The 13,264-nt window shown below is 44.8% G+C and carries 11 protein-coding genes; 7 read left to right on the top strand and 4 right to left on the bottom strand.

Annotation, left to right across the window (positions count from 1 at the left end; translation table 11 throughout):
- Positions 1 to 58: 58 nt before the first annotated feature.
- The 5 genes from PL85_RS01245 to cdd all read left to right on the top strand — a co-directional run bounded on the left by PL85_RS01245 (position 59) and on the right by cdd (position 5,235).
- Positions 59 to 1,426, top strand: a complete 1,368-nt coding sequence (locus PL85_RS01245; RefSeq protein ID WP_026028454.1) for an L-cystine transporter — start codon at positions 59 to 61, stop codon at positions 1,424 to 1,426.
- A 151-nt stretch (positions 1,427 to 1,577) separates the two neighbouring features.
- Positions 1,578 to 3,002, top strand: a complete 1,425-nt coding sequence (sbcB, locus tag PL85_RS01240) for an exodeoxyribonuclease I (RefSeq protein WP_081245014.1) — start codon at positions 1,578 to 1,580, stop codon at positions 3,000 to 3,002.
- Positions 3,003 to 3,126: 124 nt separating this feature from the next.
- Positions 3,127 to 3,459 (top strand): CidA/LrgA family protein, encoded by a 333-nt coding sequence (locus PL85_RS01235; protein WP_033197434.1) that lies wholly within the window; start codon positions 3,127 to 3,129, stop codon positions 3,457 to 3,459.
- Positions 3,459 to 4,139, top strand: a complete 681-nt coding sequence (locus tag PL85_RS01230) for a CidB/LrgB family autolysis modulator (protein ID WP_010319624.1) — start codon at positions 3,459 to 3,461, stop codon at positions 4,137 to 4,139. The genes PL85_RS01235 and PL85_RS01230 overlap by 1 nt, the downstream gene beginning before the upstream one ends.
- A gap of 208 nt (positions 4,140 to 4,347) precedes the next feature.
- On the top strand, positions 4,348 to 5,235 hold the full coding sequence (gene cdd, locus PL85_RS01225) for a cytidine deaminase (protein ID WP_019282580.1): 888 nt from the start codon (positions 4,348 to 4,350) through the stop codon (positions 5,233 to 5,235).
- 58 nt (positions 5,236 to 5,293) lie between these two features.
- On the opposite strand, the gene PL85_RS01220 is transcribed toward cdd, so the two are convergent.
- Positions 5,294 to 8,041 carry a bifunctional diguanylate cyclase/phosphodiesterase gene (locus PL85_RS01220; RefSeq protein ID WP_231494656.1) on the bottom strand — a complete coding sequence of 916 codons (2,748 nt, stop codon included), beginning with the start codon at positions 8,039 to 8,041 and terminating at the stop codon, positions 5,294 to 5,296.
- 288 nt (positions 8,042 to 8,329) lie between these two features.
- Here PL85_RS01220 and purT point away from each other — a divergent pair, with 288 nt between their 5' ends.
- Positions 8,330 to 9,505: a formate-dependent phosphoribosylglycinamide formyltransferase gene (gene purT, locus PL85_RS01215; RefSeq protein WP_017047011.1), complete on the top strand. Its 1,176-nt coding sequence runs from the start codon at positions 8,330 to 8,332 to the stop codon at positions 9,503 to 9,505.
- Between the two features lie 64 nt (positions 9,506 to 9,569).
- Here the strand turns inward: purT and PL85_RS19010 are convergent, their stop codons facing one another.
- Both PL85_RS19010 and PL85_RS01205 read right to left on the bottom strand, forming a co-directional pair.
- The gene (locus PL85_RS19010) at positions 9,570 to 10,868 is read right to left on the bottom strand and encodes a methyl-accepting chemotaxis protein (protein WP_019282582.1); all 1,299 of its coding nucleotides are present in this window, start codon (positions 10,866 to 10,868) and stop codon (positions 9,570 to 9,572) included.
- Positions 10,869 to 10,989: 121 nt separating this feature from the next.
- Positions 10,990 to 11,637 (bottom strand): thiopurine S-methyltransferase, encoded by a 648-nt coding sequence (locus PL85_RS01205; RefSeq protein ID WP_019282583.1) that lies wholly within the window; start codon positions 11,635 to 11,637, stop codon positions 10,990 to 10,992.
- A 347-nt stretch (positions 11,638 to 11,984) separates the two neighbouring features.
- On the opposite strand from PL85_RS01205, the gene PL85_RS01200 reads away from it, so the two are divergent.
- On the top strand, positions 11,985 to 12,758 hold the full coding sequence (locus PL85_RS01200) for a nucleotidyltransferase family protein (RefSeq protein WP_115339875.1): 774 nt from the start codon (positions 11,985 to 11,987) through the stop codon (positions 12,756 to 12,758).
- Between the two features lie 70 nt (positions 12,759 to 12,828).
- Here the strand turns inward: PL85_RS01200 and ihfA are convergent, their stop codons facing one another.
- Complete coding sequence (gene ihfA, locus PL85_RS01195) at positions 12,829 to 13,125, bottom strand: integration host factor subunit alpha (RefSeq protein ID WP_010319630.1); 297 nt, start codon at positions 13,123 to 13,125, stop codon at positions 12,829 to 12,831.
- Between the last annotated feature and the right edge of the window lie 139 nt (positions 13,126 to 13,264).

The following is a 13,264-nucleotide window of genomic DNA, read 5'->3' as shown; positions in this document are numbered from 1 at the left end:
ACATCGCTCATCGGCGATCAACGTAATCATGGGTACACAACTTTTAAGGTGTCGCATCATGTCAGTTGCAGCCATTGCCGCACTCGCAGTATTTATTGGCATTCTGTTTTTTCTCTTCGGACAGCAGAAAAAGTCTCACACTCTTTCACGCTTAGTGCTACTTGGGTTGATCCTAGGCAGCGCATTTGGCCTTGCTCTACAAGTGGTTCTTGGTGAAGGACATGTGGCCATCAAGGAAACATTAGGCTGGGTCAACGTCGTCGGTAACGGCTATGTTGGTTTGCTAAAAATGGTGATTATGCCTTTGGTGCTGGTGTCGATGATCGCTGCGGTTGTGAAGCTCGATAAAGGTGGCTCGCTCGGTAAAATCTCTGGCCTGACCATTTCTATCTTACTGCTGACGACCGCTGTCTCGGCATTGATCGGTATTTTTGTCACCCAAGCTTTTGGTTTAACAGCAGACGGCCTCGTTGAAGGCAGCCGTGAAACTGCGCGTATTGCTGTACTAGAAAGCCGCGCCGCTACTGTGAGTGATTTAACTATTCCTCAAATGCTATTAAGCTTTATTCCGACCAATCCTTTTGCCGACTTAACCGGTGCTCGCTCAACCTCGATCATCGCTGTGGTTATTTTTGGCGTACTAACGGGTATTGCGGCGCGTAAAGTAATGTCAGAGAAAGCCGAGCTAGAAACGCCAATCCGCACCTTTGTCGAAGCGATACAGTCGATTGTGATGCGCCTCGTGAAAATGGTGATGGCACTAACCCCTTACGGTATTGCGGCGTTGATGGCGAAAGTTGTCGCTACATCAAGTGCGGGCGATATTCTGAGTTTGCTCGGTTTTATTGTCGCCTCTTATGTCGCCATTGCATTGATGTTTGTGGTGCACGGTATCTTGGTTTCTTTTGTAGGCGTTAGCCCTAAAGAGTATTTTCAGAAAATTTGGCCAGTGTTGACCTTCGCGTTCACCTCACGTAGCTCAGCGGCAACCATTCCTCTGAATGTAGAAGCGCAAATCACTAAGCTGAACGTACCACCAGCAATTGCCAACCTATCGGCTTCATTCGGTGCCACTATTGGTCAAAACGGCTGCGCTGGTATTTACCCAGCCATGCTCGCAGTGATGGTTGCTCCTACCGTCGGTATTAATCCAATGGACGTGCACTTTATTTTGTCGCTAGTGGCGATTATCGCAATCAGCTCATTTGGTATTGCCGGCGTCGGTGGCGGTGCTACTTTTGCAGCCTTAATCGTGCTACCAGCGATGGGCCTACCAGTGACGATTGCAGCACTGCTTATCTCCATTGAACCGTTGATTGATATGGCCCGCACCGCGTTGAACGTTTCAGGCTCAATGACGGCAGGTACCATTACCAGCCGCTTACTGAACGGTAAACAGGTACAAGTTCAAGAACAGCAAGCCTAGAAAGTATCGAACGTTCTCGTTTTTCTCCAAGCCGGTGCCAATGCGCCGGCTTTTTCATTTCAAATCCTCATCAGAGCATGCTTCGCACATTGCTATGTCACACAGGCAATGGTCTAATAAACCTTAAATTTCAGCGACTGGATACTATCGAATGCGACAAGAGCACCCGCCTACTTTCTTTTTCCTCGACTATGAGACGTGGGGAGTCAACCCTGCGAAAGATCGTCCGAGCCAATTTGCGGGCGTTCGCACCGATATGGATTTTAATATTATTGGCGAACCACTGGTTATCTATTGCCAACCACCAGCGGACTATTTGCCTTCTCCAGAAGCGGCGCTTATTACGGGTATCACACCACAAAAAGCGGTGGCCCAAGGCTTGCCAGAGCCTGAATTTATCGCCAAAATTCATCAACAACTCGCCACACCCAACACCACCAGTCTTGGTTACAACAGTATTCGTTTTGATGATGAAGTAACGCGTTACACTTGCTATCGTAATTTCATTGATCCGTATGCTTGGAGCTGGCAAAACGGCAATTCACGCTGGGATTTACTTGATGTGATGCGCGCCTGCCATGCGCTACGTCCAGAAGGCATCAACTGGCCCGAAAATGACGAAGGCTTTACCAGTTTTAAGTTGGAGCATCTCTCGGTTGCCAATGGCATCGAACACGCAAATGCCCACGATGCTATGGCCGATGTTATCGCCACCATTGAGCTGGCCAAAAAAGTAAAAGCCGCCCAACCCAAGTTGTTTGATTACTTTTTTAACATGCGCCATAAACGCAAACTCAATGATCTGATTGATATCGTCAACATGACACCTTTAATGCACGTATCGGGTATGTTAGGCCGAGAATGCCAATACACCAGTTGGATCGTGCCGATTGCTTGGCATCCCACCAATCAAAATGCGGTTATTGTGGTGGACCTTGCCAAAAACCCTCAACCCCTGATCGATTTAAGCAGCGAAGAACTGCATCAACGTCTATATACCAAACGCGAAGAGTTGGCAGAAGATGAATTGCCAGTGCCCATCAAATTAGTGCATCTCAATAAATGCCCTATCCTTGCGCCGGCCAAAACATTAACGGCCGAAAATGCAGACCATATCGGGGTCGATAGAAACCTGTGCCTTGAACACTTAGCGCTCATCAAGCAGTACCCTGAGATCAGAGAAAGGCTGATTGGCCTCTACACAATTGAGCGAGAATATAAGCACAGTGACGATGTCGATACTCAACTCTACGACGGTTTCTTCTCTCCCGCCGACAAAGCGGCGATGGAGATCATTCGCCAAGCTGACCCTGTCAACCTCGCCGCATTAGACATTAGTTTTAGCGATAAGCGCATCGAACCCTTGCTGTTTCGCTACCGCGCTCGCCATTACCCATTGACATTAAGTGACGAAGAGCAAAGGCGTTGGGCAACTCACTGTCGTGATTATTTCGAAAGCCACCTTGAAGAGTACATGCTCAATTTAGAGAACTTAGTTCACACCCACAGCAGTGACGAAAAGAAAATGGCTATTTTAAAATCCGTTTACCGTTATGTCGAAGACATCGCGAGTTAATGTACGAGGTTTTCGCGCTGTCAGGTTTCAAACCAACACGCTGCGATTCCATTTCCGAAAATAGTTTAGGCACAACAAGGCACCGACTTTTATTGTGAATACCATTGCAAAATATTTGGTCTCTATGGGGCTGATTTTCCTTTGCCTGATGGCAGGTATCAATCTTCAACATTGGCTTGGCATCACCATTCCGGGCAGTATTATCGGAATGCTAATTCTGTTTAGTTTATTGGCAAGTGGGCTCGTGCCTGTCGAATGGGTAAAACCCAGTGCCAGTCTTTTTATCCGTTATATGGTCATTTTATTTGTCCCTATCAGTGTCGGATTAATCGAGCATTTTGATTTATTGATGAGTAACGCCATCCCGATTCTTGCCAGCGCGGTGGGCGGTACGCTGATCGTATTAGTTTGTCTGGGTTTAGGGCTGGATCGTTTTTTGAAAAAGGGGAATAAGTGATGTGGTTATTGCTCACGATTGCGGTCTTTTTCCTGACACGTTGGATCAGCAAAAAATGCAAAACGGCCATAATGAATCCGTTACTGCTCAGCCTTGTGATCATCATTCCTATCTTGCTATTTTTTAACATCCCTTATGCCAGTTACTATGCTGATAACCAGTGGCTTAGCTTTCTGTTGCAACCGGCCGTGGTGGCGCTGGCTTATCCTCTCTATGAACAACTGCCTCAGATCCGCTCAAATTGGCGCATCATTGCCCTCGCCTGCGGGGTGGGCAGTGCTATGTCAATGCTCACAGCCAGCTTAATTGCTGTTTATCTTCAAACGGATATACATTTAATCGCCAGCCTACTGGGTAAATCAGTTACCACACCGATTGCGATGGAAGTTTCCAGTAACCTCGGTGGGGAGCCAGCCATTGCCGCCGTTTTAGTGGTCATTGTAGGGCTGTTTGGCGCGATTCTCGCCTACCCTATCTATAACCTTCTCAACATCACGCATCCCATTGCTAAAGGCTTAACCATGGGCACCGTATCTCATGCGCTGGGCACAGCAACCTGCGCTGAAAAAGATCCACGTGACGCAGCATTTAGTTCACTTGCATTAGTCGTGTGCGGCGTAATCACATCGATACTTGCTCCAAGTTTTTTTGCTTTTTCAATGTGGTTGTCCACGCTATAGAGTGCCAACAGAAATCAAAGATACGTCTACTCATGGGTTTTGATTGTAGACGTGTCTCACTTTAAGGCTGACTGTAATCGATTTCATGTGTGACCTCACTCTAAATGTGAAAACCAAAATTATGTTACATTAAATTACGTGATTTAAATCTCAGTAAAATTTCATTCTTCGCCTAGAATATTCCTCAATACATAGATAAGGACTCATTATGAAAAGCCGTATTGAACAGGCGCTAGCGGATACGCCAAAACCCGTTGCAGAATTTTTGTCGTCTATTCTGCTATCAGACGATTTTGACGCAACCCTATCACCAGAACAGTTCAACCAACTGCTTTCTCTTTCTGGCTCAGATGATGCGGAATTGCGCGTTGCACTGCTGCCTTTTGCGGCCGCCTATGCTTACGTACCGATTTCAAACTTTTACGTGGGAGCCATCGTCAGAGGTTTATCGGGCCGTTTGTACTTTGGCGCGAATATGGAGTTTTCCGGTGCGCAATTGGGCCAAACCGTACACGCCGAGCAATGTGCCATCAGCCATGCGTGGATGAAAGGTGAACAAGGCGTTGCTGACATTACCATCAACTTCAGCCCTTGTGGGCACTGCCGTCAGTTTATGAATGAGCTTACGACCGCAGACTCGCTTGCCATTCAGCTACCACAGCGTGATGAGAAGTCACTGCAAGAGTACCTACCTGAATCATTTGGTCCTGCCGATTTAGGTGTTGATTCTGGTCTAATGGCAGACGCTAACCACGGCAAAACAACTAGCGAAGATGACCCACTCATTGGCTTAGCTCTTAATGGCCTAAATCGCAGTTACGCACCCTATACCAACAATCTCAGTGGTGTTGCCCTGCAAGTTGAGAATGGTAAAACCTACGTCGGTGCGTATGCTGAAAATGCCGCATTCAACCCAAGCTTACCACCATTGCAAGTTGCTCTTGTTCAGTTAATGATGGATGGCCAACGCTTTGATAATATTGTCGCAGCCGCATTAGTTGAGATGTCTGATGGCAGTATTAGCCATTTAGCCGATACTCAAGCCACCTTGGAAGTAATTAACCCAGACATTCCTCTTTCCTATCTTGTGGTTTAGGCGCTCTAGTGAAAAATCCCCAACGCATGGGGATTTTTTCCTTTTGATGGTGCAGGTTTTACCGCATATCCTTTCCGCCCAACAAATTATCGAACACCTCTTGTTTACTCATCGGCTTGTAAAAATAGAAGCCTTGGATCTCATCAATATTCCAGACTTTGAGTTTGCGCAGTTGCGAAGCAGTTTCAACCCCTTCAGCCACGGTAGTTAAGCCTAGCTCTTGCGACATATTGATAATACTGCGCACCAAGGTTTTGGCTTTGTCATTGGATTCCAATGTGGAAATATAAGACTGGTCTAACTTCACTATATCTAATGGAAAATCACACAATGTACTAAACGAGGAATAGCCCGTACCAAAATCATCAAGCGCCAACTGTATACCGAGTTTTTTTATCGCATCCATGCGTTTGATCGTCTCTTCTTCAGCCCCCAACAACATACTTTCCGTCAATTCGAGCACTAATTGTCCCGGTTCAATTTGATATTTTTCAATCAATACTGATAAGTACCCGACCAATTTTTTACTGTAGAAATGCGGGCTAGAAAGATTGACGTGAATACTTAGCCGTTTACCCAACGAAAATTGCGACTGCGTTTGCAGTTCGCTAATAAATTGGCAGGCTTGGCCTAGTATCTGCTCTCCCAATTCAATGATCACTTTACGTTGCTCAGCCAAAGGGATAAATACGGTTGGCGAAACCATACCAAGTTGAGGGTGCTTCCAGCGAGCCAGAGCTTCAAAGCCAATGATTTCGGCACTGTCTGCACGAACAATCGGCTGATAGTAAGCAATAATATGACCATCTTTCACGGCTGAGATAAGATCTCGATTGATCGCTAACGACTTCTGGGCATGAACAAACAATTCTTGTGTCACAGAGACAACCAGACTGGCTCCAGCTTTCTCTGTTTGTTGAATGGCATAAAAACCACTTTGAACCAAAGTTTCAAAAGAATCGATAGCCAATTGTGAATCAATCACAGCACCTTCCACACTCAAATCGAGTTCCAAGCCGCCAATGTCAGTCTTCCTCTTGTAACTATCGATAAGCTTAGTGCCTCTATGAATCAAAAAAGAGGTTGCCCCGTTACCCAACTCACACACCATAAATTCATATTCACTAATTCGTCCCATTATGGACGTGTTGAAACGGTTTCTGAGCGTAGCCGAAAAATGTTTAACGGCCATATCGTAAGCACTGTGTCCATATACTTCTGAAATTTCTTTTAGTCTTTTAACCCGTAGGTAGAGCATGGAAAACCCACCACATTCGATCGGATTGTCAATCAAAGGCTGGACTTGGCTCATCATCGTTGGACGATTAAGTAAACCTGACACTGGGTCACAATGGGTAAGGTCGTAAATAAGCTGCTCTTGCTGCTTTTGCTCGCTGATATCAGTAATCGATAGCATGATAGAGCGATGCCCACGTTGTTCTATCAATGTAGCTTCGATAAGACACTCTAAACGCTGCTGACCCTTTGTAACAACATGTCCCTCAAATTCACGCATCCCTTGTTCTATATTTTGGTAGAGTAATTCACTGCTGCACACCACATCATTTTGTATAATACAAAACTCATCTAAAACCTTTCCAACCAACTCATCTCTAGAATAAGAAAGCATATCCAACAAGGCTTGGTTCACATCGACAATGAAGCGATCAACCACCAGCAACATTCCGAGATTTTGGCTTTGATAGAGTGCATCAAATTTCTGTAACGTCTCTTTAAGCCTATCTTCCGCCAAGGAGGATGAGGCAGCAAGCGAACGGACAAGTTCGGTAATTCGTTCAAACTCATCTTGTTTATCACTCGATTGTGAAGAGAATGCACTCTCTTCAATCAGCTGATTGATCCCACGCTCAAAATTCTCAAACCGTTTGGCTACCTTACTGCGAAACAGAGCAAAAGTAGCCACGGCGACAAAGCCGGCCGCAATGATGATCGTCAAAATCAAATAATAAAAAGTTTCGTTCCCTTTTTGATAGTAAAGCCGCTGAGCACAGGTTTTTAGATAGCCAATAGGTTGCCCTGTCATATCACTGAGTAAGGTGTAATGCGTGATATTATTTTGATCTCTTTCAATACCTTCTTGATTATGACTAACAGGTAAAATCACAGGAGCATCGGTAACTACAATGTCATTTTTAGCGGTTAGTAGGTTCTGATACTGAGAAGGGAAACGGCGGGTTAAGTGCTGTCCCCATAGCATCCACCCCACAACATCAGCCGTACCTTCACTGTTACGCACCGGAGTTAGGCTCACCACCCACACACTATTTTCCACACGGATGAGGCCAGAGCGGCTAGTTTTATCCTCATCAAGTGTGTGATGCATCTGAATTAAATGGTCGCTCACACCTTGTGAGCGTATCAACTGTTCCACTAACGAACAGTTTGTGCCAGGTTCAATATCCCGACATAAGTATTCAACCAATTGCGAGGATTCGGTGATGAAAGCCAAAACGTCTAAACCTAAAGTATCGAGGGAATCAGGATACAAGTTGCGCTCAGCAAATTGAGTGTCGCCATTCAACAGCAACAGATAAGTTTCATCCCAATAAGCCCAATCATAAGAACGCTTTTCTTGCTGTACTAAAAGATCTTGAATGACCGACTGAGCTTGATTGCTATCTCGATGAATCTCAATTGATTCAAGCTCATTCAAACTATATAAAAAAAAGTGGCGAGTAATAAATAAGCTGCTAAGAATGATCCCAACCAACCCGACAGAAAACAACAGAGCAGTTTTCGTGTGTAGAGTAATAAAACGCAAACGTAAGAAAGTTTTCATAGCCATAGGTGTCTTTTTCTTAGTCAATCCCACATAAACTTTAGACTGAAATTACTTCATATTCTTAACGCAGTTTCTCGAATGCTGTTTACTGCACATTAATTGCTATTTCAGCCTTAATTTTGTACAGATATGAGTTCGTTTACTGCGTATTACACAAACCACTTTATCGACAGTACGAACAGGAAATTACTCATCTCTCATCACAAAGGCAAACGTTTGCTTTTATTCTTAATTTTAGTATGATTTTGGCTGTTTTCGCTATTACCTATTGCTTGAATGTAAGGATTCACTATGTTTGGTACTGCTACACGTGAAAATGCCACCCGCGTTTTACTGCTTGGTTCCGGAGAATTGGGCAAAGAGGTGGCAATTGAATGCCAACGCCTTGGTTTAGAAGTGATTGCCTGTGATCGCTACGCCAACGCTCCAGCAATGCAGGTGGCGCATCGTAGCCACGTATTGGATATGCTCGATGGAGATGCGCTACAAGCCATTATCGAACTCGAAAAACCAGACTACGTGGTGCCAGAAATTGAAGCAATTGCCACTCACAAGCTGGTTGAACTGGAAGCGCAAGGCTTAAACGTGGTCCCCACTGCAACGGCCACTCAATTGACGATGAATCGTGAAGGCATTCGCCGTTTAGCCGCAGAAACTCTTGCCTTACCTACCTCTCCTTATCAGTTTGCTGATGACTATAATGATTTTGTACTGGCGATTGAGCATGTCGGTATGCCTTGCGTAGTTAAGCCTGTGATGAGTTCATCAGGTAAAGGCCAAAGTGTGATTAAGACGCAAGAGGATATTAGCCGCGCTTGGGCATACGCTCAAGAAGGTGGCCGCAGTGGAGCTGGGAGAGTGATCGTCGAAGGCTTTATCGATTTCGACTACGAAATTACTCTCTTGACGATTCGAGCAGTGGATGGTGTCCATTTCTGCGCTCCCATTGGCCATCGACAAGAGGAAGGGGATTATCGCGAATCATGGCAACCACAAGTGATGTCGGCTAACGCAATTAAAGCCGCTGAATATGTAGCAGAACAAGTGGTTAATGCACTCGGTGGTTACGGCTTATTTGGTGTTGAACTGTTTGTAAAAGGCGATAATGTTATCTTCAATGAAGTGTCCCCTCGCCCACATGATACGGGAATGGTCACCCTCATTTCGCAAGAGCTGTCTGAATTTGCGTTACACGTGCGCGCGTTCACGGGTATGCCAATCAACAGTATTACCCAATATGGGCCATCGGCATCTGCGGTTATTTTAGGTCAAGGCACCTCCACTAACCTTAGATTTGATGGAATAAATGAAGCACTGTCTATCCCACACACTCAACTTCGTCTGTTTGGTAAACCAGACATTGATGGACGCCGTCGACTTGGGGTTGCTCTGGCGAAAGATAAAGAACTCAAACAGGCTTTGCACAACGCAATTCAATGTGCCAAAAGCGTGCAAGTGATTCTGTAAAAACGCAAAGCGAGCCACTAGGCTCGCTTTCATTTTCTTCACCAACAATACTCGCTGCAGAGCCTTACTCTTTAATCAGTTCACTGACCGTGCCAACCACACTGTCCGCGGCTTTTCTCATTTCATCAATCAGCTTTTGCGTCTCTTCCAGTTTGCTGTTACATGCCGTGACTTGGCCTTGAATTGCCCCCATCATCGATGTCGAGCTGTTGGTCAGTTCGCTATTGAGCTTAACAATATTACCAATTTCATCGGTCGCTTTGGTGGTATTGGAGGCCAATGAGCGCACCTCATCAGCAACCACCGCAAAACCCCGGCCATACTCCCCGGCACGCGCAGCCTCGATAGCGGCATTGAGCGCCAGCAAATTAGTCTGTTCTGCTATGCCTGTAATGGTGGTTACAATTTTGGTGATTTGCTGCGACTGGTTGGCCAGTTGCGTCATCGATGTATTCGCCTTAGTGATCGCGTTATCAATCTCTTTAGCAATGGAGGCGGCTTCGGCTAGCGTTCCCGTCCCAAGTTGAGCAATATGTACCGTTTCTTGTGAGGTGTGATGCGCCACTTCTGCTGCATCTTTAATCGCCCGAGCTTGCAGTACTCGTTGCGTGACATCAGTTGCAAACTTAGTCACACCAATCACTTTATGCTTTTCGTTAAAGATGGGGTTATAAGTCGCTTCTAACCAAATTTCATCACCATGTTTTGTAAAACGTTTAAATAATCCCGTTTTAAAATGGCCGCTAGCGAGCGACGCCCAAAAATTAGGATCCTTTTTATAAAATTCATCATCACAAAAAAGTCGATGATGCTTACCAACGATTTCTGCCAATTTGTATCCAACACAGGACAAAAAGTTTGGATTCGCCTCCACAACCGTCCCATCGGGAGTGAAAGAAATCACAGCCATTGACTTATCGACAGCTTCAAATACGGCCACTTGTCTATCCAATTTCTCTTTTGCAGCAGTGACATCACTGGCAATCTTCACCACCTTAACCACTTTTCCTTGCTCATCTTTTACTGGGATGTACGTAGCTTCAATCCAGACTTTATTATGGCTTTTAGTTAAACGGCAAAACGTACCCGCATGAGGTTTACCTTGCGCTAAATTTTGCCAAAGTTGACTATATTGAGGCGCATTAACAAATTCACTTTCACAGAACATTCGATGATGCTGGCCCACCACTTCCGATAATGAATAACCCAACACTTGTAAGAATGAGGAGCTGGCAGTCAGAATATGTCCTTGTGGATCAAACTCAATATAAGCCATCGTGCGTTTTATTGAATCAACCACCAGTTCATCACTGCTCTTTTTAGACTGTTGATTGCTGTTTGGCTTCCGACTAAACAAACCCATAGTTTTTCCTTAGTATTAGAGCGGCTGATATAGACGTAATGGCTTGCTCTCATCAAACGCCTAAAACCTACCTATTTATTGTTATATAAGATGTATAAATAAACGATCTAAGCATAGTCTGTTACTTCTCAATTAACCACACGACTTCAGCAAAACGGCTTAATCCTCGTTGACTGATCTTAGGGTGATTTTCATCAGCATCGTCACGAAACAGACACGTCACTTTGCAGTCAGTGAATAACGACTCAACTTCATTTTTGGCGACACAGAATGGAGGGCCCGTCATTTCACTTTGAACGTAATCCAGCGTCACAAGCAATATCCTTCCGCCCTCTTTTAACAGTGAAAGCAAGCGAGTAACGTACTCCTCTCGCATTTCAGGGGGCAGTGCAACTAACGCCGCTCGGTCGTAGATAAGCTCAACCGCTTTTAGCGGCGCACTAAAGACATCTCCGGTATAAATCATCAGTTCATCAAACTGATACAGTTCATGCGCTCCATTTAAGCGAGTGACCGTTGGCGTATAAAAATGCTCGGCAAAAAAGGAACGAACGGCAATTTCACTCAGCTCTACACCCTGAACCTGTTCATGCTGGGAAGCGAGCCATATCAAATCTTCACTTTTTCCGCACAATGGTACAAATACACTTTCATTTCGTTGAGGTGAGAGTTGAGGCCAATATTCGATCAACAATGGGTTCACATCTTCTAAGTGAAATCCTATTTGGTTGGAGGCCCATTTCTTGTGCCAAAACTCGGAATCTTTCATTATCTTCGTGCTCTACGATTAAAATCTACAGCCAGACAAAGTACATGCTACTGACTAATAAGTGAATCCCCAACGGGTTAAACAAACAGCACAAAGACAGATAAAGATGTTCATATTTGGTTCATCCTCATTAGATACACTTGGTAACACATCAAATTGAACAGATAGCCTGGCGAGGCGTCTGAAGATAAGACCTGTGATAAAGCGCAAAATTATGGATTAATTGTTCCACGAGCTATTGAGTTCACTTTCTTCATCCCAAGATCTCATAGCAAGCGACTCTGGTTATCACGTGTTTAGGTCTATTTTGGTTTCACCTTTTACCTAGACTAAGTTAAGGAGAATGAATGAGCCTATTTTTACGTACTACGGCACTGATGCTTTTAGTACTAAGCAGAGCCCCTGCCTTTGCAGCCGTTCCGTTCAATTCAGAAAGTGATGTCAAAGTTGGTGAATCGAAAAATCAACTCTCATCTAAACTGTTCAAGCATAGTTTAAGCGGTTTATATGGCATCCAGTCCACCAACAACCAGCCTTTGCAACCCTACAACGATTTTGAAATTCTCTACAGTAAAGCTCACCAAGCTCAACGTGAACTTGAAACATTGTGCAGAAGTACTGCTTTACTGACATCAACAGAGGCTCACTTTTCTGGCGTGAAATCACGTGACCGAGCATTAAGTAAAATAGAACATGAATTAGGTGGGCGAGCTGATAGGATCACAGATTTAGCCAGAACAACTCTTGTGGCAAATGATGTGCCAAGCTTAGTCGAGGCTTATGAAGTATTAAGCCGAGAAGCCAGCATCGTAAAAGTAAAGAACCGCTTTAAATCGCCTGCCGCATCAGGCTATCGTGATTTAAACTTACTGGTTCAACTTCCTAAAACCAACATCATTGCAGAAGTACAATTGCACCTTAAAGCCATTGCTGATGTGAAAAATGGCCCCGAGCATCGTTTCTATGAACAGATCCAGAAGTTTGAACGTGTCGCCGCATTAGAGAAGCGAGCGTTACATGATATTGAAAAGGCACAAATTAACCAGTTTCGTCGCCAATCTATCGAGCTCTACCAAAACGCCTGGCAGCCGTATATCACTACTCATATTCAAGCAGCCTAATACGTTCAGAACCCTTAACTCACCATAAACAGAAAAAAAAGACCACGCATAGCGTGGTCTATTGCTCGGTCTATTTTTCGACATTAATGTTCTCGACTCGGGCTTTTAATTTCTGCCCTGGGCGGAACGTTACGACACGTCGAGCGGAGATAGGAATATCCTCACCTGTTTTTGGGTTTCGACCCGGACGCTCGTTTTTGTCTCGTAGATCAAAATTACCAAAACCAGATAGTTTTACCTGTTCGCCACTTTCAAGCGCCTTGCGAATCTCTTCGAAAAACACTTCAACCGTTTCCTTGGCATCCCGTTTACTGTATCCAAGCTTTTCAAACAGGTTTTCAGCCAATTCGGCCTTTGTGAGCGCCATAAAACTTCCCTCAAAGCTATGTTAAACCTTGCTGCTTCTAAGCAGCGCCAAAGCATTTTCGCTTAGCCAATCAATAAGATATCGGCTTTACCTGAAAAGTGTATGCCAAGCTTCTGATTTTCGCCAACTTTTTTATTCG

This window comes from Vibrio anguillarum (assembly GCF_001989995.2).
Lineage (GTDB): Bacteria > Pseudomonadota > Gammaproteobacteria > Enterobacterales > Vibrionaceae > Vibrio > Vibrio anguillarum.
The sequence above is the reverse complement of the archived record's forward strand: the minus strand, read 5'-3'. Positions and strand labels throughout refer to the sequence as shown.

Bases quoted from the DNA above. Each gene is read 5' to 3' on its own strand.
- PL85_RS01245 (WP_026028454.1), top strand. From the start codon at position 59: ATGTCAGTTGCAGCCATTGCCGCACTCGCAGTATTTATTGGCATTCTG.
- sbcB (WP_081245014.1), top strand. From the start codon at position 1,578: ATGCGACAAGAGCACCCGCCTACTTTCTTTTTCCTCGACTATGAGACG.
- PL85_RS01235 (WP_033197434.1), top strand. From the start codon at position 3,127: ATGGGGCTGATTTTCCTTTGCCTGATGGCAGGTATCAATCTTCAACAT.
- PL85_RS01230 (WP_010319624.1), top strand. From the start codon at position 3,459: ATGTGGTTATTGCTCACGATTGCGGTCTTTTTCCTGACACGTTGGATC.
- cdd (WP_019282580.1), top strand. From the start codon at position 4,348: ATGAAAAGCCGTATTGAACAGGCGCTAGCGGATACGCCAAAACCCGTT.
- PL85_RS01220 (WP_231494656.1), bottom strand. From the start codon at position 8,041: ATGGCTATGAAAACTTTCTTACGTTTGCGTTTTATTACTCTACACACG.
- purT (WP_017047011.1), top strand. From the start codon at position 8,330: ATGTTTGGTACTGCTACACGTGAAAATGCCACCCGCGTTTTACTGCTT.
- PL85_RS19010 (WP_019282582.1), bottom strand. From the start codon at position 10,868: ATGGGTTTGTTTAGTCGGAAGCCAAACAGCAATCAACAGTCTAAAAAG.
- PL85_RS01205 (WP_019282583.1), bottom strand. From the start codon at position 11,637: ATGAAAGATTCCGAGTTTTGGCACAAGAAATGGGCCTCCAACCAAATA.
- PL85_RS01200 (WP_115339875.1), top strand. From the start codon at position 11,985: ATGAGCCTATTTTTACGTACTACGGCACTGATGCTTTTAGTACTAAGC.
- ihfA (WP_010319630.1), bottom strand. From the start codon at position 13,125: ATGGCGCTCACAAAGGCCGAATTGGCTGAAAACCTGTTTGAAAAGCTT.